The organism is Cellulosimicrobium sp. Marseille-Q8652 (assembly GCF_965112045.1).
Window position 1 is genome coordinate 1,057,560 of the sequence record NZ_CBCOPS010000001.1, and the last position, 23,462, is coordinate 1,081,021.

Genomic DNA, 23,462 nt, shown 5'->3' on the forward strand with positions numbered 1-23,462 from the left:
TGCCGGTCCGGCGCGGCCCGCCGCGCGTCGGCCGCCGTGTCCGAATCCCGCTAGCCAGCGGTCCGCCCGGGGGGCAGGATCGACACGTGACCACGCAGCAGACCGCCCGCCCCTCGACCGCTCCCGCGGCGCCCGGGGCACCCGAGCAGGTGTTCGCCGAGCGCTACCGGGCCATCGCGTCGCGCGACCGCCGGTTCGACGGGCAGTTCATCACGGCCGTCCGCACGACGGGCATCTACTGCCGCCCGTCGTGCCCCGCGCGGACCCCGAAGCCCGAGAACGTGACGTTCTACCGCACGTCCGCGGCCGCGCACGAGGCCGGCTACCGGGCCTGCAAGCGGTGCCTGCCCGAGGCCGTCCCCGGGACGCCGAGCTGGGACCTCGGGCAGGACCTCGCCGCCCGCGCGATGCGGCTCGTCGGCGACGGCGTCGTGGACCGCGAGGGCGTCGACGGCCTCGCGGCGCGGCTCGGCTACTCGCCGCGCCACGTGCACCGCGTCCTGCTCTCCGAGCTCGGCGCAGGCCCGATCGCGCTCGCCCGGGCGCTGCGCGCCCAGACGGCGCGCTCGCTGATCACGGGCACGGACCTGCCGCTGGCCGACGTCGCGTTCGCGGCGGGGTTCGGCAGCATCCGCCAGTTCAACGACACCGTGACCGAGGTGTTCGCGACGACGCCGAGCGAGCTGCGTCGTCGGGCGCGTCCGCACACGGCGCCGACCCGCCGCGCGTCCCCGATCGGCGCGACGACCACCCCGGCGACGCTGACGCTCGTGCTGCCGCTGCGGGAACCGTACGACGCGCGCGGGATCTTCGGGTTCCTCGCGGCCCGCGCGGTGGACGGCGTGGAGGTCGTCGGAGCGCTCGACGCGCCGCACCTGTCCTACGCGCGCACGCTCGCGCTCCCGCACGGTCCCGGCGCGTTCCGCGCGTCGTACGGCCCGGTGCCGGGCGAGGCCCGGTTCCACGTCGAGCTCGAGCTCACGTCCGTGGCCGACCTGCCCGCGGCCATCTCGCGCGTCCGTCGCCTGTTCGACCTCGACGCCGACCCCTCGGCCGTCGACACCGCGCTCGCGACGGACCCGGCGCTGGCCCCGTCGGTCCGCAGCACGCCGGGCGTCCGCGTCCCCGGCGCGGTCGACCCCGTCGAGATCCTCGTGCGCGCGCTCGTCGGCCAGCAGATCTCCGTCGCCGCGGCGCGCACGCACCTGTCCCGCCTCACGGACGCGCTCGGCGCGCCGTTCGCCTCCCGGTTCGGGCCCACGCGCCTCTTCCCGACGGCGGACGCGATCGCCGCGGACGGAGCCCACCACGTGCGCGGTCCCGCACGACGGACCGCCGCGCTCCTCGGCGCCGCCCGCGCCCTGGCCGACGGCGACCTCACGCTGTCCCCCGCGGACGAGCCGGGCGCCATGCGGTCCGCGCTCGAGGCGCTTCCCGGCGTCGGACCCTGGACCTCCGGGTACGTCGCGATGCGCGTCCTGCACGACCCGGACGTCCTCCTCGACGGCGACCTCGCGCTGCGCGCCGGCGCCCGCTCGCTCGGCCTGCCCGACGACCGCCGCGCTCTCGGCGACCGCGCCGAGCGCTGGGCGCCGTGGCGCTCCTACGCGGCGATGCACCTGTGGCGCGCCGCCGCGACGCCGCCTGCCAGACCCACGACTCCCACGCCCCACCACCCGGAGGAGACCCCGTGACCACCGCCACCGCCCGACCCGTCGGAACCCGTACCGCCGCGACGTCCACCGTCGCCACGCCCGACGGACCCTTCACCGTCGTGGCCGCGCCCGACGGCGCCGTCCTGGCGTCGGGGTGGACGGACGACGTCGACGCGCTCGTCGCGCTCGTCCACCCGGACCTGCGGCCCGCCGACATCACGCCCGTGCCGGACGACGCGGCCCCCGTCGCGCCCGCCGTCCTCGCGGTCCGCGCGTACTACGCGGGCGACGTCCGCGCCATCGACGCGGTCCCCGTCCGGCAGGTGTCCGGTCCGTTCCGCGCGCACGCGTGGGACGTGCTGCGCACGGTCGAGCCGGGCGATCCCGTGACCTACACCGGGTACGCCGAGCTGTCGGGCCGGCCCGCCGCCGTCCGCGCCGCGGCGGGCGCGTGCGCCATGAACGCCGCGGCCTTGTTCGTGCCGTGCCACCGCGTGCTGCGGACCGACGGCAGCCTCGGCGGGTACCGCTACGGTCTCGAGATCAAGCGCAGCCTCCTCGACCGGGAGCGTGGCGCCGCAGGGGACGTCGGCGCCCTGGCCGGCTGACGGGGCGGGGCGCCGGGCGGCGCGGAGCGCAATACGGTGTCCTTCCGCGGCGACGGCCCGCAGAATCGGCCCATGAACCAGCTCCGCCCGGTCGACACCCGCTCCTGGCCCCGCCGCGAGCACTTCGAGCACTACCGCCACCGCGTGCCGTGCACCTGGGCCATGACCGTCGACCTCGACGTGACGGCCCTGACCGCGGCGCTCCGGACGTCGGCGCGGAAGAGCTACGTCGCGCACGTGTGGGCGCTCGCGACGGTCGTCAACCGGCACGACGAGTTCCGGATGGGCCTGACGCCGGACGGCGCCCCGGCGGTGTGGGACGTGCTCCACCCGTCGTTCACGGTCCTCAACCCCGAGCGGGAGACGTTCGCGAACGTCTGGACGCCGTTCGACCCCGACTTCGGCCGCTTCCACGAGCGCGCCGCGGAGCTGCTCGCCGAGCACCGTTCCGCGACCACGTTCTTCCCCCAGGGCGGCGCCCCGCCCGACACGTTCGACGTGTCCAGCCTGCCGTGGACGCGCTTCACCGGCTTCACGCTCCAGATCGCCGGCGGGTGGGACCACCTCCTGCCGATCTTCACGCTCGGGCGCTACGAGCGGCGCGGCGACCGGACCGTGCTCCCGCTGGCGCTCCAGGTGCACCACGCGGCCGTGGACGGGTTCCACGCCGGACGGTTCGTGCAGGAGCTCGAGGAGCTCGTCGCGGCTCCCGGCTGGCTCGGCTGAGCGGCCGACGGCTCAGCCGCGACCGAACAGCTGCGTCCAGACGCGGTCGGCGTGCCCGACGCCGATCTCCCGGAGGTCGCAGCTCAGGATGTTCGCGCGGTGCCCGGGCGAGTCCATCCAGGCCCGCACGACCTCCTCCGCCGTGGCCTGACCCCGCGCGATGTTCTCCGCACCCGGGTTCTCGTAGCCCTGCGCCTCCGCGCGGTCCCACGGCGACCGCCCGTCGAGGCTCGTGTGGTCGAAGTAGTCCTGCGCGAGCATGTCCTCGCTGTGGAGCTGCGCCGCGGCGGTGAGCCGCTCGTCGACGACCAGCGGTCCGCACCCCGCGGCCGCGCGCTCCGCGTTCGTCAGCTCGACCACGGCCGCTCCCTCCGCCGAGAGCACGCCCGGGCCGGGTTCCGCGGTGACGGTCGGGGCCGCCTCGGGCGGCGCGCTCTCCCCGGCGGGCTCGGCCGTCCCCGGCGGCGCGCTCGTCTCGCTCGGTACCGCCGGAGCGGGGGCGGGCGCGGCCTCCGGTGCCGAGGAGGGCTCCGGAGCGGGCTCCTCGGCCGGGACCGTGGTGGCGGGCGCGCTCGGCGGCGCGGCGTCCGACGGCTCGGCCGGGCCCGTGGTGCCGACGGCGGCCCGCTCGGGCACGGTCCGGGTGGCGGCGTCGCGCCCGCGCTCCGCGAGCTGCTCGCCCGGCGGCTCCCCGGGCGACCAGGTCAGCGCGGCGACGAGCGGACCGAGGCGACCGGCGTGCTCGGGGCGCACGTCGCCCGTCATGGTGGCCGCGGCGAGCCCGACCGACGGCCCGAGGACCAGCACGGCCGCGACCCCCGTGGTCACGGCCCCCACGGCGGCGGGAGCGGACCGCAGGTGGCGGGCGGGGGCGCCCGGGCGCCGTCGGGCCCGGGACACCGGCACCGGTGCGGGTGCGGGTGCGGGCGGGGGCGTCGGTGCCGAGGAGGAGACGCCCCGGCGGTGCCAAGGCGTGCGGGGCGGGGCCATCGCCCGACCCTAGCGGGATTCGTCCGAGATGTGCACCTGCGCCGCGGAGCTCAGAGCAGCGAGGGCTCCTCCGGCGTCGACACGGTGAACACCGCTCCTGCGATGAACGCCGAGCCGGTCGCCGCCCGTTCGAGCTCGTCGAGGCGACGGGCGACGGACGTCTCGGCCTCGTCACCCGTGAGGTCCACGCTCGCGACGAGGTAGAGCGAGCGCGGTCCGACGTACTCCAGGCGCAGGTACGTGACGCGCTCGACCTGCGGCATCGCCGCGATCGCGCGGAGCACCGCGTCGCGCGTCGCCGGGAGGGCGCCCTCCCCCACGAGGAACCGCCGGTTCCGGTCGATGAGGACCACGGACACGACGGCGAGGACCACGCCGACGACGATCGAGCCGATCGCGTCGGGCACGGGCGAGCCGGTGAGCTGGTGGGCGAGCACGCCGCCGAACGCGACGACGAGACCGACCAGGGCCGCGGCGTCCTCCGCGAAGACGGCGCGCAGCGTCGGGTCGGACGTCACGAGGACGTGGTGGAGCGTGTCGTGCTGCGCGCGGCGAGCCTCCGCGCGCACCTGCCGCCGCGCCTGGAGGAACGAGACGCCCTCGAGGACGAACGCAAGGGCGAGCACCGCGTACGCGACGCCGAAGCTGCCCGCCGGCTCCGGGTGGACGAGCTCCTGGATGCCGTGCGTGATCGAGACGCCCGCGCCGACGGCGAACAGCCCGATCGCCGCGAACATCGACCACACGTAGGCCTCGCGGCCGAAGCCGATGGGGTGCGTCGGGTCGGCCGGGCGGCGTGAGCGCCGGTCCGCGACGAGCAGGAACACCTCGTTCCCGGTGTCGGCCCACGAGTGGACCGCCTCCGCGAGCATCGACGCGGAGCCGGTGACCGCGGCGGCGACGGACTTCGCCACCGCGATGAGGGCGTTCGCGAAGAACGCGATCACCACGGTGAGGGTGCTCTCCCCACCGCCGTCTCCCTGCACGACCCGGGGACTCGTCCCGGGCGACGTGGCAGCAGGACCCGCGGCCGACGTCGGGCGGGCAGGAGGTGGTGGGTCGCTCGCGGGCACGGGTCCGGTCTACCACGCACCCGCGCGCCCGGCACGAGGGCCCGGCACGAGGGCGCGGACCACGGCTCCGGGTCGCTCCGTCACTCCCCGGCGCGGCGGCGGGTCACGGACCGGGCTGTCCCGGCGGGGCGGTCTCCGCCCTCCCGTGGTCGGCGGGGTCACCGGTGTCGGCGATGTCGGCGGTGCCCGCGGCGCCGGGATGCTCGGGCGTCCCGCTGCGCTCCCCGACGTCCTCGCGGTCGGCCGCGGCCTGGTCGCGCGTCAGGTCGTCGACGACGAGGTGGGAGGTGTCGACCTTGCCCGTGCGGTAGCCGGCCCGGCCGACCATGTGCGCCGCCACGGGCGAGGTGAGGAGCTGGAAGACGACGACGAGCGCGAGCGTGGCGACGGCGCCCCAGGACCGCAGGCGCAGGCTCAGCCCGAGCAGCACGAGGATGAGCCCGAGCACCTGCGGCTTCGTCGCGGCGTGCATGCGGGCGAGCAGGTCGGGGAAGCGCGCGACGCCGACGCCAGCCGCGAACGCGAGGAACGCACCCAGCAGCAGGAGCACGGCGGACACGATGTCGGCGACCCCGTCCCAGAACGCGGCGTCCATCAGCGCACCTCCCCCTCGGGCGTCGCGCCGTGGTGGTCGGCGTCGATCGCCGCGTCGCGCTCGTCCTCCTCGGCGGCGCGGCGCTCGGCGTCCTCGCGCGCCACCTCCTCCGGCGTCCGGATGCGGCCCTCGCCCTCCGGCTCGACGGACGCGAACCGGGCGATCGTCACCGACCCGATGAAGCCGACGAGCGAGAGCACGACGAGCAGGGGGATCGTGTCGGTGCGGCGGGAGAACGCGGCCTCGAGCGCGATCGCGCCCACGAGCGTCGTCGTGAACACGTCGAGCGCGATGGTGCGGTCGAGCATCGACGGGCCGCGCTCGGCACGCACGACGGCGAACGTCGCGGCCGCCCCCAGCAGGACCGCCGCCGCGACGACCACGACGAGGTAGACGGTGTCGGTCACGGCTCGCTCCTCTCCCCGGTGGCCGGCGCGCGGGCCGCGCCCGTCTCGTGGCCCGGCCGCCCGCCGCCCTGACCCGGGTCGTCGCCCGCGGGCGTCCCCCCGGGCCCGTGGTACAGCCCGGCCGCGCGCAGGTCCTCGTTCGACGCGAACGCGTGCAGGATGCGCGCCTCGAGCGCGAGCGTGTCGGCACGGACCTGGTCGACGCCGCCCACCTGCTCGACGTCGAGCACGTGCAGGTAGAGCATGCCCGTGAGCCGGTGCGCCTCGACGACGAGCGACCCGGGGACGAGCGAGCTGAGCTCGGCCGTCATCGTCATGTAGAGGTCGGACGGGTTCCGCAGGCGCACCCCGACGACGGCGCCGTGCGGCGTCCGCCGGGGGTCGAGCGCGAGGAGGCTCACCTGGAACGACGCGGTGACGAGGTCCGCGACGAACCGCGCGAGCAGCACGAGGAGCGGCCACGGGCGCACGCGGCCCCGGGTCGCGACCGACGGCAGCGGGAACAGGACGAGGACGACGGCGCCGAGCACCGCTCCCGCGACGACGTTGCCCCAGGACAGGTCGCCCCAGAGCATGACCCACACGAGCGTGAGCCAGACGACCGTGCGCCACTGCGTGGTGACGCGGTGGAACCACCCGGTGGCGAGGGTGCTGCGGCGACGGTGCAGGCTCATGAGCCGTCACCCTCCTCGGCGACGTCGCTCGAGACGCCCTGGCCGCGCTCGGAGCCGCCGACGAACACCGCGTCCACGTAGGTGTGGCCGTCGAGCAGGGTCGCGGCGGCACGTTCCGTGTAGGAGTAGAGCGGGCCCGCCACGACGGTGAGCGCCAGGCCGAACGCCACGAGCGCCGCCGCGGGACCGACCATGCCGCGCGGCATGGTGACGCCCTCGGGGATCTCCACGGGCGGCGTCTGCCAGAACGCCTTGTTCCAGGCCTTGACGATCGCGTAGAGCGTGAGGAGCGACGTCACGACGGACCCGACGACGAGCGCCCACGTGAGCGGCGTGCCCTGCGCGATGCCCTCCTCGAGCAGGCCGAGCTTGCCGAGGAAGCCCGAGAGCGGCGGGATGCCGGCGAGGTTCATCGCCGGGACGAAGAACAGGATCGCAAGCCCTGGCGCGAGCTTCGCGAGCCCGCCGAGGCGGTCGAGCGACGTGGACCCGCCCCGGCGTTCCACGAGGCCGACGACGAGGAACAGGGTCGTCTGGACCGTGATGTGGTGGACGACGTAGAAGATCGCCGCCGCCATGCCCGGCTCGGACGCCAGCGCGATGCCGAAGATCATGAAACCGATGTGGCTCACGAGCGTGAACGACAGCAGTCGCTTGATGTCGTTCTGCGCGACGGCGCCGAGGATGCCGACGACCATCGTCAGCAGGGCGAGCCACAGGAGCAGGTCGTCGACGCGGTCGTCCTGCGGGAAGAGCAGCGTCTGCGTGCGGATGATCGCGTACACGCCCACCTTGGTGAGGAGGCCCGCGAACACCGCCGTCACCGGTGCCGGCGCCGTCGGGTAGGAGTCCGGGAGCCACGACGACAGCGGGAACAGCGCCGCCTTGATGCCGAACGCGAGCAGCAGCAGGAGCTGGATCGTCAGGCGCACCCCGGGGTCGATCTCGGCGAACCGCTCGGAGAGCTGCGCGAGGTTGACGGTCCCGGTGGACGCGTAGGTCAGGGCGATCGCGACGAGGAAGATGATCGACGAGAGCAGCGCGACGACGACGTAGATCGAGCCCGCACGGATCCGCTCTCCCGTCCCGCCGAGCGTGAGGAGCACGTAGCTCGCGGCGAGGAAGATCTCGAACCCGACGTAGAGGTTGAACAGGTCGCCGGACAGGAACGCGTTGAACACGCCCGCCGCGAGCACCATGAACGTCGGGTGGTAGATCGCGACCGGCGCCTCGTCGTCACCGTCGGCGACGCCCTGCGCGAGCGAGTAGAGCAGGACGCACAGCATGACGAAGCTGGACACCGTGAGCATGAGCGCCGAGAGGCGGTCCGCCACGAGGTCGATCCCGACCGGCGCCGCCCACTCGCCGACGTCGACCACGATCGGCCCGCCGTCGGCGGCGACGAGGAGAACGACGGACGTGACGAGGACGAGGGAGAGCGCGGCCGTCGCGATGATGCGCTGGGCGCGCGCGTGGCGCCAGAGCGCGAGCGTGAGCCCGGCCGCGATGAGCGGGAGCACGACGGGGAGGGGGACGACGGTGCGGGCGAGCTCGCTCAGGTCCATCAGCGCTCGTTCCCCTCGTCGTCGTCCGTGCCGTGCCGCCGGGACCGCCTGCGGGCGAGCCGTGCGTCGGTGATCCCGTCGCGGTCCGCGTCGGTCTCGTCGTGCACCTCGGCGGCCTCGTCGTCGAGCGTCTGGCCGCTCTCCTCCGTGTCGAGGTCCGCGAACGCCGGGGCGTTGCGCGCGGCGTGGCGCGCGACCCGGCGGTCCTCGAGGTCGTCCTGGACCTCGTCGTGGCCGTGGAGCTGCCACGACCGGTACGCCATGGCGAGGACGAACGCGGTGAGACCGAGCGTGATGACGATCGCCGTGAGGACCATCGCCTGGACGAGCGGGTCGCTCATCTCGTCGTCGGGCGTGGTCCCGACGATGGGCGCCCCGCCGGCCCGGCCGCCCGCGACGAGGAAGAGCAGGTTCGCGCCGTTGCCCATGAGGATGAACCCGAGCAGCACGCGCGTCAGGCTCCGCTCGAGCAGCAGGTAGACGCCGGCGGTGAAGAGGACGCCGATGGCGAGGACGAGCACGATGCTCGGCGTCATGTCGATGACGTTCATCGCCGACCACCGCCGATCGCGTCCGGCTCCATCGCCTCGAGCGGGCCGGTGTCCTCGCCGGGCTCGCGCCCCGCCGCGGCACGCTCGGTCTGCCGGTCGATCTCCGCACCGAGGGTGCGCAGGATGTCGAGGACGAGACCGACGACGACGAGGAACACGCCGACGTCGAAGAACAGCGTCGTGACGAACTTGACGTCGCCGAACACGGGGACCGTCACCTCGAGGATCGCGCTCTGGAGCACCGACCCTCCGAAGAGGAGCGGGACGAGCCCGGCCCCGGCGGAGAGGAACAGGCCGAGGCCCAGGAGCAGGCCGGGGTGCACGGGAGCGGCCTCCCCGAGCTCGTACCGCCCGCCCGCGAGGTACCGCACGACCAGGGCGATGCCGACGACGAGACCTGCCGCGAAGCCGCCGCCCGGGTTGTTGTGGCCCGAGAACAGCAGGAACAGGGCGAAGACGATCATCGAGTGGAACAGGACGCGCGTCACGACCTCGAAGATCACCGAGCGTCGTTGCGGCGCGAGCGTGCGGCCCGCGTTGAGCCAGACGGACATGCGCGGCTGCGTCGCGTCGTCGTCCACGCCGCGCCGGCGCAGCGCGGCGCCCGGGTCTGGTTCGCCGCCCCAGACGCCCGTGCCCCTGCCGTCGGGCTTGCCCGTGACGAGACGTGCGTTCGCGGTCCGCAGCACCTCACCGCTGCGCGTGCGCAGGAAGACGAGCGACGCGACGCCCGTCGCCGCGGCGAGGAGCACCGAGATCTCGCCCATCGTGTCCCATGCGCGGATGTCGACGAGCGTGACGTTGACGATGTTCTTGCCGCCGCCCCACGCGTACGCCTCCTCGGGGAAGTCCACGGAGACCGGCGTCGCGACGCGTGACAGCGGGACGACGACCGCGAACCCCATCATCACGACGCCCACCGCGACGGCCACGCCCAGGCGCACCCACCGGCTGGACGCGAGCGGGCGGTCGGAGAAGTACGGGGGCAGGCGGCGCAGCACGAGCACCATGACGACGAGCGTGATCGTCTCGACGAGGACCTGCGTGAGCGCGAGGTCGGGCGCACCGTGCAGGAGGAAGAGCACGGCGTTGCCGTAGCCCGCGATGCCGATGAGGATCACGGCCTTGAGCCGGCGACGCGAGCGGGCCGCGAGGACCGACGCCACGCAGATCGCGACGACCGCGGCGAGCTGGGCGGGGCGGTCCCACGCCTTGAGCTGCTCGGGCCAGCTCGTCTGGGCGACCATCACGAGGCCCGGACCGAGGACCAGCACGGTGAGGATGATGCCGAGGTACAGCGGCAGGGAGCCGCGCTGGGTCACGGCGGTCACGTCTGCGGCGACGTCGTCGAGCTTGCGCATGACGCGGCGGTACGTGACGTCCGCCTCGGGCCCGGTCCACAGCGACGCCTGGAACCGCTCGACGCGCGAGCGCTGCCAGAACAGCAGGACGCCGACCCCGAGGACGAGCACGGTGAGCGCGAGCGCGGGCGTGAAGCCGGCCCACAGCACGAGGTGGCCCGGCTCCCCCACCGGGTACGTCTCCGCGTACGGCATGAGCAGGTCCTCGCCGAAGTGCGGCACGAGGGCGGCGGCGAGGCCCAGCACCGCGAGGACGACGGCCGGCACGACGAGCAGCGGCGGCAGGGGCTTGATCCGGGCCGGGTCGATCGGCGCCTCGTCCGCCTCGACGACGGGCCCGCGCCCCGGCGCCCGGAGGTCCAGGTGGTCGTTCGCCCGCGCCGGGGAGCCGTGCTGCTTGCGCGACGAGAACGCGCCCCACCAGAACCGCAGCCCGTAGGCGACGGTGAACATGGAGCCGACGACCACGGACCACAGCACGACGGCGTCGACCCACGCGGGACCCTCGCCGTGCAGCAGGGCCTCGAGCGCCGCCTCCTTCGCGACGTAGCCCGCGAAGGGCGGCAGGCCGATCATCGACGCGGTCGCGAGCGCGCCCGCGAGGGCCGTCCAGGGCAGCCGTCGGCCGACGCCGGTCAGGCGACGCAGGTCGCGCGTGCCCGTGGCGGCGTCGACGGCACCGACGACGAGGAACAGCGACGCCTTGAACATCGCGTGCGCGCCGATCATCGCGAGACCCGCGAGGGCGGCGCCGCGCGTGCCGATCCCGACGAGGAGGATGATCAGGCCGAGCTGGCTGACGGTGCCGAACGCGAGCACGAGCTTGAGGTCGTACTGGCGCAGCGCGCGGTAGCCCCCGACGAGCAGCGTCCCGGCGCCGAGCGCGATGACGAGCGTCCGCCACACGGTGGTGTCGGAGTAGGCGGGCGCGAACCGCGCGACGAGGTAGACGCCGGCCTTGACCATCGCGGCGGCGTGCAGGTACGCGCTCACCGGGGTCGGGGCCGCCATCGCGGCGGGGAGCCAGAAGTGCAGCGGGATGAGGGCCGACTTGCTCACCGCACCGACGAGGACGCACACGACCGCGGCGGTCACCGCGCCGCCGGTGGGCGGGTCGGCGACGATCTCCGACAGGCGGTACGTGCCCGCCTGGACCCCGAGCACGATGAGCCCGACGAGCATCGCGAGGCCGCCCGCCGTCGTCACGACGATGGCCTGCATGGCCGCGCGCCGGCTGGCCTTGCGGTCGGCGTAGTGCCCGATGAGCAGGTAGGAGAAGACGGTCGTGAGCTCCCAGAAGACGAAGAGCAGGAGCACGTCGTCGGCCACGACCAGCCCGACCATCGCGCCCGCGAACGCCGTGAGGACGCCGCCGAACCGGCGCAGCCCCTGGGCCGTGGGCGAGAAGTACGCCGAGCAGTAGACGAGGACCAGCGCCCCGACGCCGCCGACGAGCAGGAGCATGAGCCACGACAACGTGTCCATGCGGAACGCGAGCTCGAGCCCGAGGCCGGGCACCCACTCCACGACCGTCGTCGGGTGCTCGCCGGACATGACGCGACCCGTCCACGCGAGCGCGTAGACGGCGGCCGACGCCGGTGCGAGCGCCAGGACGAGGAAGGCCCGCCGACCGAGCGCGGAGAAGAGCAAGGGCGCGCCCAGTGCCATCGCGAGATGCGCGAGGAGCACGTAGAGCACGGGCCGCTCCGTCCGGGTCGGGGGCGGGTGGGCGGGGCTTGCTGCACTTGTCTGACCTGTCGGTCGCCGCGGCGACGACCCTCGGGCAGGCGCGCACGACGAAGCAGGGCGACGACCCCGCGGGGACGAGGAGTCGGGCCGCCCCTACTTTACCGACTGCCGACGACCGCATGCGGGCTGACGCCGGGATCGTGACCGATTCCTCATCCGCGCAGGCGCCACGGGCCGACCCGCCCGCGGCTCAGAGGTCCTCGGGCTCCACGAGGAAGTCGGAGTCGTCCGCGATCTCCCCGCCCACCGCGCGGTGCAGCGCCGTCGCGACCTGCGCGACGAGCTCGGCCGCGCGCTTGCGCGCGATCCGGTGCTCCATCGACGGCTGCTCCTGCTGCGCCTCGAGCAGGTCGCGGGGCTCCCAGCGGATCCGGTAGCTGACGGCACCTCCCGACGCCCACGGCAGCCCGCGCAGGAGCAGCGGGAGCTGGTCCTCGCCGCCCACCTCGACGGCGACGAGCCCGTCGAGCCCCAGGTCGACGAGCAGGCCGTAGCCGTCCAGCACGGAACCGGTCGTCAAAGCCTTGATGTCGACGTCGTCCGCCGCGGCGTGGATCGCGCGGCGCAGCTCGGGGTCCATCTTCTCGCCGGGGTACAGGGGCATCTCGGTGATGCCCTGCGGCGGGCCCTGGTACGACGCGCCCTCCGTCGCCAGGATCGTGCGCGGGTGCAGCCGCGCGACGAGCGCGAGCGCGGCGTTCGGCTCGAGCCACACGTCGGAGTACAGGCACATGTCGATCGCCGCACCGGGGTCGGGCGTGAGCACGACGCCCGGAGCGGCCGGGTTCCCGACGTCGGTGCGGACCGAGCCGCCGAGCCGGCGGGCCGCCGCGACCAGCCACGCGACGACGCGCTCCTCCTCCCGCACGGGCAGCGCCGCGGGGAAGGCGCGGCCGATCCCGTCGCGGTCGCTGCCCCCGGGCCAGGGCGCCTCGCCGCGCTCGCGGGGGCACACGACGTCGAACACGAGCTCGGTGCCGGGCGCCAGCCCGGCCCCCGTGGGCGCGAACGGGCCGGTGAGGGACGTGTGCCGCGACGTGCGCAGCACGCCCGGCTCGCCGGGGCCTGCGGTGCGCGCGGGCGGGACGAGGGGCTCCGTGCCCGCGGGCGCGACGTCCCACCGGGCGCCGGCGAAGCGCGAGAGCGCGAGCGTCTCGACCTCGTCGACGAGCACGTCCGCCGGCAGCCCGAGCAGGTGGCGCGCCTGGTACCCCTGCGCGGCGCCGGGGCCGCCGGGGTCCGCGAGGAGGGGCAGGGCCGTCATCTGCGCCACCTCACACGTCCGTCCGGTGGAAGTTCTGGAACGACCGCGACGCCGTCGGTCCGCGCTGACCCTGGTACCGCGAGCCGTACTGCTGCGACCCGTACGGGTGCTCGGCGGGCGAGGACAGGCGGAAGAAGCAGAGCTGGCCGATCTTCATGCCCGGCCACAGCGTGATGGGCAGCGTCGCGACGTTGCTCAGCTCGAGCGTCACGTGCCCCGAGAAGCCCGGGTCGATGAAGCCGGCCGTCGAGTGCGTGAGCAGGCCGAGCCGGCCGAGGCTGGACTTGCCCTCGAGGCGCGCCGCGACGTCGTCGGGCAGCGTCACCGCCTCGAACGTCGAGCCGAGGACGAACTCCCCCGGGTGCAGGACGAACGGCTCGGCCGGGTCGACCTCGACGAGGCGCGTGAGGTCCGGCTGGTCCTGCGCCGGGTCGATGAACGGGTACTTGTGGTTGTCGAACAACCGGAAGAACCGGTCCAGCCGGACGTCGATGCTCGACGGCTGGAGCATCGCCGGGTCGTACGGCTCGAGCTGGACGCGGCCCGCGTCGAGCTCGGCCCTGATGTCGCGGTCGGAGAGCAGCACGGGGACACGCTAGCCGACACCGCGGCAGGGCCCTGGCTCGCGCCCACGGCACGTCCCAGCCCGCGCGAGCGGGCACCGCACTGACTAGGTTCGCCTGACCAGCCGAACGAGGAGGAACCCCATGAAGTCGAAGATCGCACTCGTCGTCGGGATCGGGATCGGGTACGTGCTCGGGACCCGCGCCGGCCGCGAGCGGTTCGAGGAGATCAAGGGCAAGGCCAAGGACCTGTGGCAGTCCGAGGACGTCCAGTCGGCGGTCCACACCGCGCAGGACAAGGTGACCACCGTCGCGAAGGAGCAGGGCGCGAAGCTCGCCGACGTCGCCAAGGAGCAGGGCGGCAAGGTCGCCGGGGCGGTCAAGGACCAGGCCTCCGGGCTCGGCCGGCACACGGGCTCCGACGACGCGGCGTCGCCCGACCCGACGGGCCGGGACGACTACCGCATCTAGGCCCTGGCTCAGGCCCGGAGCGGACGGCCCGTCGAGTCCACGGCGTAGGAGCCCTGCTTCGCCGTGAGGTAGAGGATCCCCTCGACGAGGCCCCAGATCGACACCGCCGCGGGTGCGAGGCCGAACGTGGGCAGCGCGCCGATCACGGAGACCAGCAGCATCGTCAGGCCGATGCCGGTGTAGCCCAGGTAGAACCGGTGGATGCCGAGGCTGCCGAGGAAGATGCCGAGCAGGCCCGCCGCGAGCCGCGACTTCGCGGCCGGGTCGAGGTTGGGGTCGTACCGGCCCGGGTAGCCGTAGGGCTGGCCCTGCTGGACCTGCTGCCCCTGGGGCGGGTACCCGTAGGGCTGGCCGGGCGGCGGGTACGCCTGCTGGCCGTAGCCCTGGGCGAGCGGCTCGGTGGGCGGCGTGCCCGACGTCGGCGCCGGGCTCCCGTACACGGGTGCGGCAGGGTCCTGGCTCGCGGCGGGCGGGGCGCCGTAGGGCGCGGCCTGCTGCGGGTCGGGCTGCTGGTGGTACGGGTTCTCGGTCACGACGTCTCCTCGGAGCGGTGCTGGCATCACCGGCGACGTCCGCTATGATCGGGGCGCGCGCTGGTTCGCCGAGGATCCTCCCAGAGGAGCCGGGGCGAGCGCCACCAGCGTCGCGCGGGTGTAGTTCAATGGTAGAACTTCAGCTTCCCAAGCTGATAGCGCGGGTTCGATTCCCGTCACCCGCTCAGCGCACGAGAGCCCCGCACCACGAGGTGCGGGGCTCTCGTCGTCCACGGGTTCGCCGACCCTCGATGTCACCCTCATCAAGAGGAGTGGACCTGGTGAGGGTTGGCGTCACAGGGCCGTCGTGAAGTGGTGGCCCACGATGCTCAGGCGCTCGCGCAGGTAGAAGCGGTGCGCGTCGAACCGCTGCACGCCCGAGTCGAGGTCGAGCACTGAGCACCCTGCGTCGCGCGACGCCGGCACCCTGGCGGTCCACCGGACGCGCCGAATCCCGGGCCGTGGCCCGACCAGCGCTGTGATCGCGGCAGGACCCGGGGTTCGGCAGACCTCGTGACCCAGTACCCGGGGTCCGGCGGAGCGCCTCAGCCCAGGATGCGGCCCGCCGCCTTGGCCGACGCCGCGAGCGAGCCCGTGAGCGGGAGGTCCGGCAGGATCACGGCCTGCGCCGCGTGGTAGACGTCGGGCTTGCCGACCCACGTGACGCCGTCGGGCCGGTTGGCGGTGTCCAGCTCGTGGTGCCACGACCCGCGCTCGTGGTCCACCACGTACCGGTCGATCCACGCCCACCAGCCGGCGGCCGCCTCGGCGAAGCGCGGGTCGCCGGTCACGCGGCCGAGCACGTCCGCCGCGGCGACGGCCTCGGCCGCGACCCAGTGGTACCGGCGCGGCTCGACGGGCACGCCGTCCCACCCGACGGTGTAGACGAACCCGCCGCCGTGCTCACCGTCCCAGCCGTCGGCCACGGCGCGGTCGAACAGCGCGACGGCAGCCTCGGTCCGCGCGCCGGGCGTGCCGGCCGCGACGTCGAGCTGCAGCAGCAGCCGCGCCCACTCGAGCCCGTGGCCCGGCGTCGAGCCGTACGGCTTGAACGGGTCGCGCGGGCGGTCCGCGTTGTACTCGGGCAGCGGCGTCCACGACGCGTCGAAGTGCTCGGGGATGCGCCAGTCGTTCCCGGCCGCCCAGCCCACGACGCGGTCCGCGACCGACGCCGCACGGGCCAGCCACTCGCCGTCGCCCGTCGCGTCGTGCGCGGCGAGCAGCGCCTCGACGGCGTGCATGTTGGCGTTCACGCCGCGGTAGTCGCTCAGCACGGTCCAGTCGCGCGACCACTCGTCGGCGTGCATGCGCGGGCCGGGCTCCCAGAACCGCTCGTCGAGCACGGCGAGCGCCGCGTCGAGCAGCTCGCGCGCGCCGTCGCGGCCCGCGATCGTCCCGGACGCCGCGGCGAGCACGACGAACGCGTGCGCGTAGGCGCTCTTCGTCCCGTCGACGGGCTCCTCGGCGGAGTCCACGACGTCGCCCGGCCGGGGCGCCGGGCCGCGCGACGACACCCACCCGCCGTGCTCGGCGTCCACGAGCACCGCGCGCAGCCCGTGCAGCGCGCGGTCCGCGCGCTCCCCCGCACCCGGGACCCCGAGCAACGAGGCGAGCGCCTCCACGTGCGCGGTGCGGGCCGTGATCCACGTGTGGACGGGGCGCGTGAGGTCGGGGCGACCGTCGTCGTCGAGCCACTGGGCGGCGCCGTCGGCACGCAGCACCGGCTCGCCGAAGCGCAGCAGCGCGGTGAGCTGGTCGCGGCGCCAGGCGGCGAGGTCGGGGATCCGGTCCGCGGCGAGGTCCGTGGCGGGCGTGGGTCGGTCGGTGGTCATGAGGGCCCTTCGGTGTGCGGAGGTGGGCGACGCCTGCGCCCGGAATCCCTCCGGTACGGCGCGGTGCCCCGGGAGGATCATCCCGGGGCACCGACGGTGGTGCGGGCCCGCCTCACGACGTGGACGGTCCTGAGGACTCGTCCGCGGCGCGAGGCGGGCTTCCTGCTGCGAGGCTAGCCGCAGCTGAGCGTGTCGTAGCCGGCCTCGACGCTCGCGGTCACCTCCTCGTCGCCCGACCCGCGGACGGCCTCGACCGTCACGGTCCCGGCCTCCACGGACGTCGCACGGACGGCGAACGACTGGTACGCCGACTGACCCGGCTGCACCGCGGCGAACGCCTTCGTCCCGAACGGCGTGACGAGCCGGATCGCGAGCGGCGCGTCCTCGCCGTTGACGGCGCGGACCGCGACGTACGCCTTCCCGGCGAGGCACCGCGTGCTCGTGGTGACCTCGACGTCGAGCGCCGGGGCGGCGTCGGTCACGGTCACGGGGACCTCGACCACGCTGCTCGTCCACCCGTCGTCGACCACGACGTACGCGGTGTACGTCCCGGCCTCGGCGTAGGCGTGGGCCCCGGACACCGTGGCGCCCTCGCCCTCCGCGGCCACGGCACCGGCCGTGACGTCGGACCCGTCGCCCCACGTGATGGCGGCGCGGAGCTCCGCGCCCTCGCGCCCGCCGGTGACGGTCGCCAGGACGGTGTCGGTCTCCTGCCCGACGGCGAGGCTCACGCCCTCCGCCGCCGTCACCTCGAGCGCGGCCTGCTCGACGAACGTGCCGTCGTGCGCGAACGCGACCACGTGGATGCGGCCGTCGCGCTCGAGCACGCCCGGCTGGTCCGGGAGCGTGATGCTCACGGGCCGCTTGCCCTCGGGGAGCGTGATCGGCGCCGTCGCGAAGAACGCGGCGGGCGTACCGGTCTGCGGGCTGCCGCCGCGCAGGCGGCTGTCCGTGACGGCCACGGGGATGTTCCCGAACACGGGGTTGCGGGCAGCGCCCGACCAGTCGCCGAAGCTCAGGTCGATCGCCTGGGTCGAGCCGTCGTCGAAGGTCAGCGTGCCCGTGGCCTGCTGGTTCTTCTCCGTGCCCGTCCCGATCACCGAGAGCTGCTCCGCGTCCGCGGGGACGTCGAGCTCGATCGTCTGTCCGTCACCGGTCGCGTTGTCCGGCTCGCCCGCGGGGACCGCGGGCACGTCGAACTGCAGGTCGGTGCCGGGGACGGTCCCGCGCTCGCCCTGGACGAAGCCCTTCGCCGCGAGCTGCGTGCGGTCGAAGAAGACGCCCTGGCCGTCGCACGAGCCGACGGTCGTGCCCGGGTCGCCGATGCACACGTTGTCGAACGCCCCGACGAGCGAGCCCTCGCGCAGCAGCTCGACCGACACCGACGAGGTCGCCGTGACGGGCTCCCCGCCCTCCGGCGTCACGGTGACCGTGACCGGGTAGACGCCCGGAGCGGTCCACGTGTGCGCGGCCTGCACCGACCACGACCCGAAGGCGCCCCGGACGAGCGTCCCGGCGACCGGCTCGGAGCCGTCGCCGAACGTGACCGTGGCGTCCAGGCCCTCGGCGTCGTCGACGCCCGTGACCGTGGCGAAGGTCGCGGCGACCTCGCGACCCGTGACGGCGTCGCGGTCCGCCGCGGCGTTGAGCGTGAGCTCGGTGGCCCCGGACTCGGACGGGTCGGCGAGCAGCTCGACCTCGGCGAGCGAGAGCGCCCCCTCCCCGGCCGACGCCGTGACGACGACCCGGTAGTGCGCGTACGCCGCCGGCTCGGCGACGGTGAACGGCCGCGTCTGCAGCGCCCAGCGGAACTGCTCGCCGGAACGCTCGTCGAGCGTCGTCCACGTCTCGCCGTCGTCGGAGCCCTCGAGGGCCCACGCGGACGGCGACGCCGTCCCGCTCGCTCCCGAGGTCAGCGTGTACGTGCCGACGGTCGGCCGGATGCCGTTGCCCGACCACGTGACGGTCGGGGTGGTGCCGGCGAACGTCGTGCGCGTCGCCGACGTGTCGTCCACGAGCGCCGCGGCGCTCGTCGCGGCGTCGCCGTCGGTCACGGTCGTCGTGCCGAGGCCCGACGCCGTCGCGTCCTTCACCGGCTCCGGCGCCTCGTCGCCCTCGGTGAGCGACGGCGGCGCGTCGTCAGCGCCCGTCCCCCACGCGGACGGCTCCGGACCCATGACGAAGTCGAGGGTCGCACCGCCCGAGAGGTCCGCCTGCGAGAGCGACGTCGAGGTGCGGGCCTCGCCGTCGACGGCGAGCGACTGCACGTAGACGTTGTCCACCGAGTTGTTCTCGGCGTTGACCACGAGGTCGCCGCCGGGCAGGTGCACGGTGGCCTTGTCGAACAGCGGCGAGCCGACCGCGTACTGGTCGGAGCCGACCTGCAGCGGGTAGAAGCCGAGGGAGGCGAAGATCCACCACGACGACATCTCGCCGTTGTCCTCGTCACCGGGGTAGCCCTGGCCGATCTCGCTGCCGACGAAGAGGCGGCGCGTGACCTCGCGGACCTTCTCCTGCGTCTTGTGCGGAGCGCCCGCGGCGTCGTAGAGCCACGGGATGTGGTGGGACACCTGGTTGCTCATGCCCCACATGCCCATGCGGACGTCGCGCGCCTCGCGCTGCTCGTGGATGCCGCCGTTGCCCGCGCCCTGCTCCGGGGTGGAGAAGAACTCGTCGAGCTTGGCCTCGAGGCCCTCCTTGCCGCCGTACAGGTTGGCGAGGCCCTGCGGGTCCTGCGGGGCGTGGAACGCGAAGTTCCAGCCGCTCGTCTCCGTGTAGCCGCCGCCCCAGGCCTCGGGGTCGTAGGTCTCCGGGTCGACCGCGAACTCGCCGTCCGCGTGGCGCGGGACGAAGAAGTCGACCTCGGGGTCGAACAGCTCGACGTAGTGCGTCGCGCGCTCGAGGTAGTACGCGGACTCCTCGCGCAGCGTCTCGCGACGCTCGTCCGGCGTGGCCGGGTCCTCGGCGAGGGCCGCGGCCATGTTGCCGATGCCGAAGTCGTTGATCAGGCCCTCCAGGCCCCACGACACGGACTCGTGCGTGGACTCCGGCGTGAACCCGAGGAACGGCGACGTCTGCAGGCCCTTGCGGCCCACGGCGTTGCTCGGCGGGGAGACGGACGCGTTCTTCACCGCGGCGTCGTACGCCTCGAGCGCGACGTCGGTCGGCAGCGACCCCTTGAGGTACGCGTCGGCGAACGCGACGTCCGAGCTCGTGCCGGTCATGAGGTCCGCGTAGCCCGGCGAGGACCAGCGGGCGATCCAGCCGCCGTCGCGGTACTGCTCGACGAAGCCGTCGATCAGCTCGCCCGCGAGCTCCGGGTAGAGGAAGGAGTACGCCGGCCAGGCCGTGCGGTACGTGTCCCAGAACCCGTTGTTGACGTAGATCTTGCCCTCGACGACCTTCGCGTTGGTCGTGGTGTCCGTCGCGCTGCCCGACGTCGGGGACACCGGGCTCGCGTACTTGTGGACGGGGTTCTCGGGAGTGCCCGTGTTCTCGAACTGGGAGTTCGGGTACAGGTTGAGGCGGTAGAGGTTGGAGTAGAGCGTGACGAGCTGGTCCTCGCTCGCGCCCTCGACCTCGACGACCTCCAGGCGGTCGTTCCAGGCGTCGGTCGCCGCGGCCTTGACCTCGGTGAACGACCTCCCGTCGACCTCCTGGGCCAGGTTCTTGCGCGCCTGGTCGAGGCCGATGAACGACGTGGCGACGCGCAGCTCGACGGTGTCGTCGGACGACGTGTCGAACGTGGCGTAGCGCGCGTCCGCGCGGTTCCCCGCGGCGTTCCCGACCGCCGTCGGACTACGGTCGAAGGTGCCGGCGACGAACATGCGGGAGCGGCCCACGGACAGGCCCGAGCCGTTCTCGACCCACCCGGAGAGCGTCCCCGTGGCCTGGTCGAACGAGAGCTTCGAGGTGCCGTCGACCTTGTCGACGAGCACGTGCCCGACGTCGCCCGGGTACGTGAAGCGCAGCACCGCGGCGTGGTCCGCCGGGGCCACCTCGAGGGCGCTGCCGTTGGTGAACGTCACGCCGTAGTAGTCCGGCCGCGCCGTCTCGTCGTCGTGGTCGAACTCGAGCCCGCGCTGCGCGAGCGTGCCGGTCGGCGCACCCGTGGCGGGGCCGGCGGCAGGCAGGAAGGCGAGCTGGTTGCGGTCGCCCATCCACGGGCTCGGCTCGTGCGAGATGCCGAGGCCCTGGAGGACGGGCTTGTTGTTCGCGTTGTTGGCCTTCTGGTACTCGTACAGCCAGCTCTGCGACGACGCGTTCGTCATCGGCACCCAGAAGTTGAAGCCGTTGGGGACCGCGGCCGCGGGGATGTTGTTGCCGCGCGAGAAGCTGCCGCTCGACAGCGTGCCGCGGCGCGTGTCCACGTAGTTCGCGAGGCTCGATCCGTCGACCGTCTCCGGCTGCGCCGTGAGCGCGACGTCGTCGAGCCAGCCCGCGAACCGGGTGCCGGCCTCGCCGCCCGGGTTGTCGTAGCCGAGCAGCACCTGGTCGACCGTCTTGCCCTCCGCCACGTCCCCGAGGTCGACGCGCACGGAGTTCCACTGGTCGGCGTAGAGGATCTTGCCCTCGCCCTGGGCGCGCGCCGTCGCGACGGTCTCGTGCGCGTCGCGCGCCTCGAGGTCGGACAGGTACGTGCCGTCGGTGAAGAGGAGGTCGACCGCGGCGTACGTCGACGGGTACTGCAGGTCGTCGAGGAGCTCGGGGAAGATCGTGTAGCTCAGGCGGGTGTCCGCGCCCACCTCGACGTCGACGTCGTCGTAGAGGACGTTCGTCGCGCTCGCCGGGCCGTCCGCCAGGTGCGAGCCGTCGTAGCGCAGCGACGCGAGGCCGGTGAAGCCGACGCCCGCCTTGTTGGTGAAGTTCACCCGGGGGCCGGTCCCGACCTTCGTGGTCATGGGGGCCGCGCTCGGGCCTGCGCCGAGGTCCGCCGAGAGGTCCCAGCCGGCGAGCTGCACGAGCGGGTCGCCGGAGTTGGCGGTCACGTTGAGGCGCAGGTGCGTGTAGGCCGCGGTCGGTGCGTCGAGCTCGAACACCCGCTGCTGCTGGCGCTGCGGGAAGTCCTCCTCCGCGCGCTGGTCGAGGGGCGTCCACGTCGAGCCGTCGTTCGAGCCCTCGACGGTCCACGTCTTCGGGTCGCGGCCCGCGGCGTCGTCGGCCGAGGTGAGCGCGTACGCGCCGAACGACACGGGCTCGGTGAACTCGTACGCGACCCAACCGGTCGGGGCGAACGCGAGCCACTTGGTGCCCGAGCTGCCGTCGGCGAGGTTCGCCGCGCCCTCGTTGGGCAGGTTCTGGGCGCTCGCGGTGACGGTCTTGACCTTCCCCAGCACGCTGCCGGGCAGCCCGCTCGTGAAGGGGCCGATGTTGGTCTGCCACGGTGCGCCGTCACGCTCCGCGACGGTGGTGGCGAGGGGGGCGGTGTCACCCTGCTCGAACGACGAGGCGAAGTCGCCCGGCTCGGCGGCCGCGGCCGGCAGCGCCGTCGCGGCGCCCAGCGGGACGGCGAGCGGGACGGCCAGGGCGGCGGCGATCACGATCCCGAGGGGTCGCGACCTGCCGGACGTGCGGTGCGCGGCGCGTCCGCGGTGCAGTGGGGTCATGACGAGCGATCTCCTTCGATCGACAGCGCTGTCAGCCTGTGTGGGTGCCCCTGACAGCGCGCAGGGGGTAGCGCTGCCAGGGGCAGGCCGAACCTATGCGCCCGGGGCACCCGTGTCAACGGCAGGAGCGAGACGTCAGCCGTCCGACGACGGCGCCGCGACCTCGCCGGTGCCCCGCACGACGAGCCGCGTCGGCACGACCACGAGCCGCGGCGGCAGGTCGGGGTTCTCGGCGCGCGACACGGCGAGCGCCGCCGCCTTGCGCCCCATCTCGACGACGTCGTAGCCGACGACCGTCACGTCGAGGAGGTCCGCGAGCGCGAAGTCGTCGAAGCCCACGAGCGCGACGGGTGCCGCGGCGCCGTCCGGCCCTGCCGCGTGGTCGCGGAGCGCCTGGAGCGCGCCCACCGTGATCTTGTTGTTCGCGGTGAGCAGCGCCGTCGGGGGCTCGGGCAGCGCGAGCAGCTCGGTGACGAACGTGCGCGCGAGGTCGGCGTCGTGGGCGCCGTCGCGCACGTAGTGCTGCGGCGACTCGACGCCCGCGCCGCGCAGGGTCGCGACGAACTCGTCCCGACGCTCCTGGAACGTCCACAGCCTCGACTCGTCGCCCACGAGCGCGATCCGCCGGTGACCGTGCGCGAGGAGGTGCGTCACGGCGTCGCGCATCCCGCCCCGGTTGTCGATGACCACGGTGTCGGCCTCGACCCCCTGCGCCGGACGGTCGACGAAGACCACGGGCAGGCCGCCGTCGAGCTCTCGCTGGAGGGCCGAGTGGTCGGTCGCGGTGGGCGTCACGACGAGCGCCCCGACGCGGCGCTCGACGAGGGCCTCCGTGAGGCTGCGCTCCCGCGCCGGGTCCTCGTCGGAGCTCGTCGTGATGAGCTGGAGGCCGTGGTGGCGCAGCTCCCGCTCGATCCCGCTCGCGAGCGCCGAGTAGAACGGGTTGGCGAGGTCACCGGTGACGAACCCCACGAGGCGCGACGAGCCGCCGCGCGCCAGGTCGGCCGCGACCGCGTTGCGCCGGAACCCGAGCCGCTGGGCGGCGTCCTGCACCTTCTCCCGCGTGGGTGCGGCGACGTTGGGCTCGTCGTTGAGCACGCGCGACGCGGTCTTGAGGCTCACGCCGGCGAGCTCGGCGACCGAGGCGAGCGTCGGGCGCCTTCCCCCGCGCCCGCCGGGCGCACGCCTCTGGCCGTACGCCGTCGGCGTCGTCGCGTCGGGTTCCCCCTGCAGCACCAT

General features: G+C 74.3%; 18 protein-coding genes and 1 tRNA gene. 5 read left to right on the forward strand and 14 right to left on the reverse strand.

Annotation, left to right across the window (positions count from 1 at the left end; genetic code table 11):
- Window positions 1-86 precede the first annotated feature (86 nt).
- The 3 genes from ACWPWV_RS04655 to ACWPWV_RS04665 all read left to right on the forward strand — a co-directional run bounded on the left by ACWPWV_RS04655 (window position 87) and on the right by ACWPWV_RS04665 (window position 2,989).
- Window positions 87-1,694, forward strand: coding sequence for an AlkA N-terminal domain-containing protein (locus ACWPWV_RS04655; protein WP_454041784.1), 1,608 nt, complete (start codon window positions 87-89; stop codon window positions 1,692-1,694).
- The gene (locus ACWPWV_RS04660; RefSeq protein WP_454041785.1) at window positions 1,691-2,263 is read left to right on the forward strand and encodes a methylated-DNA--[protein]-cysteine S-methyltransferase; all 573 of its coding nucleotides are present in this window, start codon (window positions 1,691-1,693) and stop codon (window positions 2,261-2,263) included. Before ACWPWV_RS04655 ends, ACWPWV_RS04660 begins: the two co-directional genes overlap by 4 nt.
- Before the next feature lie 72 nt (window positions 2,264-2,335).
- Window positions 2,336-2,989, forward strand: a complete 654-nt coding sequence (locus ACWPWV_RS04665; RefSeq protein ID WP_454041786.1) for a CatA-like O-acetyltransferase — start codon at window positions 2,336-2,338, stop codon at window positions 2,987-2,989.
- 12 nt (window positions 2,990-3,001) lie between these two features.
- Here the strand turns inward: ACWPWV_RS04665 and ACWPWV_RS04670 are convergent, their stop codons facing one another.
- The 10 genes from ACWPWV_RS04670 to dcd all read right to left on the reverse strand — a co-directional run bounded on the left by ACWPWV_RS04670 (window position 3,002) and on the right by dcd (window position 13,804).
- Entirely contained in the window at window positions 3,002-3,817 is an 816-nt protein-coding gene (locus ACWPWV_RS04670; protein ID WP_454041787.1) for a CAP domain-containing protein, read from the reverse strand.
- Window positions 3,818-4,029: 212 nt separating this feature from the next.
- Window positions 4,030-4,926, reverse strand: a complete 897-nt coding sequence (locus ACWPWV_RS04675) for a cation diffusion facilitator family transporter (protein WP_454041788.1) — start codon at window positions 4,924-4,926, stop codon at window positions 4,030-4,032.
- Window positions 4,927-5,155: 229 nt separating this feature from the next.
- On the reverse strand, window positions 5,156-5,647 hold the full coding sequence (gene mnhG, locus ACWPWV_RS04680) for a monovalent cation/H(+) antiporter subunit G (protein WP_454041789.1): 492 nt from the start codon (window positions 5,645-5,647) through the stop codon (window positions 5,156-5,158).
- Window positions 5,647-6,054 (reverse strand): monovalent cation/H+ antiporter complex subunit F, encoded by a 408-nt coding sequence (locus ACWPWV_RS04685; protein ID WP_454041790.1) that lies wholly within the window; start codon window positions 6,052-6,054, stop codon window positions 5,647-5,649. Before ACWPWV_RS04685 ends, mnhG begins: the two co-directional genes overlap by 1 nt.
- Complete coding sequence (locus ACWPWV_RS04690) at window positions 6,051-6,728, reverse strand: Na+/H+ antiporter subunit E (protein WP_454041791.1); 678 nt, start codon at window positions 6,726-6,728, stop codon at window positions 6,051-6,053. The genes ACWPWV_RS04685 and ACWPWV_RS04690 overlap by 4 nt, the downstream gene beginning before the upstream one ends.
- On the reverse strand, window positions 6,725-8,293 hold the full coding sequence (locus ACWPWV_RS04695; RefSeq protein ID WP_454041792.1) for a Na+/H+ antiporter subunit D: 1,569 nt from the start codon (window positions 8,291-8,293) through the stop codon (window positions 6,725-6,727). Before ACWPWV_RS04695 ends, ACWPWV_RS04690 begins: the two co-directional genes overlap by 4 nt.
- Complete coding sequence (locus ACWPWV_RS04700; RefSeq protein ID WP_454041793.1) at window positions 8,293-8,844, reverse strand: Na(+)/H(+) antiporter subunit C; 552 nt, start codon at window positions 8,842-8,844, stop codon at window positions 8,293-8,295. Before ACWPWV_RS04700 ends, ACWPWV_RS04695 begins: the two co-directional genes overlap by 1 nt.
- A complete protein-coding gene (locus ACWPWV_RS04705) occupies window positions 8,841-11,903 on the reverse strand; it encodes a Na+/H+ antiporter subunit A (RefSeq protein ID WP_454041794.1) in 3,063 nt (1,020 codons plus the stop codon). Before ACWPWV_RS04705 ends, ACWPWV_RS04700 begins: the two co-directional genes overlap by 4 nt.
- Before the next feature lie 241 nt (window positions 11,904-12,144).
- Window positions 12,145-13,218 (reverse strand): hypothetical protein, encoded by a 1,074-nt coding sequence (locus ACWPWV_RS04710; protein WP_454041795.1) that lies wholly within the window; start codon window positions 13,216-13,218, stop codon window positions 12,145-12,147.
- A gap of 10 nt (window positions 13,219-13,228) precedes the next feature.
- Window positions 13,229-13,804 (reverse strand): dCTP deaminase, encoded by a 576-nt coding sequence (gene dcd, locus ACWPWV_RS04715; protein ID WP_454041796.1) that lies wholly within the window; start codon window positions 13,802-13,804, stop codon window positions 13,229-13,231.
- A gap of 121 nt (window positions 13,805-13,925) precedes the next feature.
- Here dcd and ACWPWV_RS04720 point away from each other — a divergent pair, with 121 nt between their 5' ends.
- Window positions 13,926-14,252, forward strand: coding sequence for a YtxH domain-containing protein (locus tag ACWPWV_RS04720; protein WP_454041797.1), 327 nt, complete (start codon window positions 13,926-13,928; stop codon window positions 14,250-14,252).
- 8 nt (window positions 14,253-14,260) lie between these two features.
- Here ACWPWV_RS04720 and ACWPWV_RS04725 read toward each other — a convergent pair whose 3' ends face one another.
- The gene (locus ACWPWV_RS04725; protein ID WP_454041798.1) at window positions 14,261-14,785 is read right to left on the reverse strand and encodes a TM2 domain-containing protein; all 525 of its coding nucleotides are present in this window, start codon (window positions 14,783-14,785) and stop codon (window positions 14,261-14,263) included.
- Between the two features lie 114 nt (window positions 14,786-14,899).
- Between ACWPWV_RS04725 and ACWPWV_RS04730 the strand changes: the two genes are divergently transcribed.
- Window positions 14,900-14,970 (forward strand) — tRNA-Gly (locus tag ACWPWV_RS04730).
- Between the two features lie 360 nt (window positions 14,971-15,330).
- Here ACWPWV_RS04730 and ACWPWV_RS04735 read toward each other — a convergent pair.
- The 3 genes from ACWPWV_RS04735 to ACWPWV_RS04745 all read right to left on the reverse strand — a co-directional run bounded on the left by ACWPWV_RS04735 (window position 15,331) and on the right by ACWPWV_RS04745 (window position 23,462).
- Entirely contained in the window at window positions 15,331-16,617 is a 1,287-nt protein-coding gene (locus ACWPWV_RS04735) for an AGE family epimerase/isomerase (protein WP_454041799.1), read from the reverse strand.
- 173 nt (window positions 16,618-16,790) lie between these two features.
- Complete coding sequence (locus ACWPWV_RS04740) at window positions 16,791-22,223, reverse strand: GH92 family glycosyl hydrolase (RefSeq protein WP_454041800.1); 5,433 nt, start codon at window positions 22,221-22,223, stop codon at window positions 16,791-16,793.
- Between the two features lie 135 nt (window positions 22,224-22,358).
- Window positions 22,359-23,462: a LacI family DNA-binding transcriptional regulator gene (locus tag ACWPWV_RS04745; RefSeq protein ID WP_454041801.1), complete on the reverse strand. Its 1,104-nt coding sequence runs from the start codon at window positions 23,460-23,462 to the stop codon at window positions 22,359-22,361.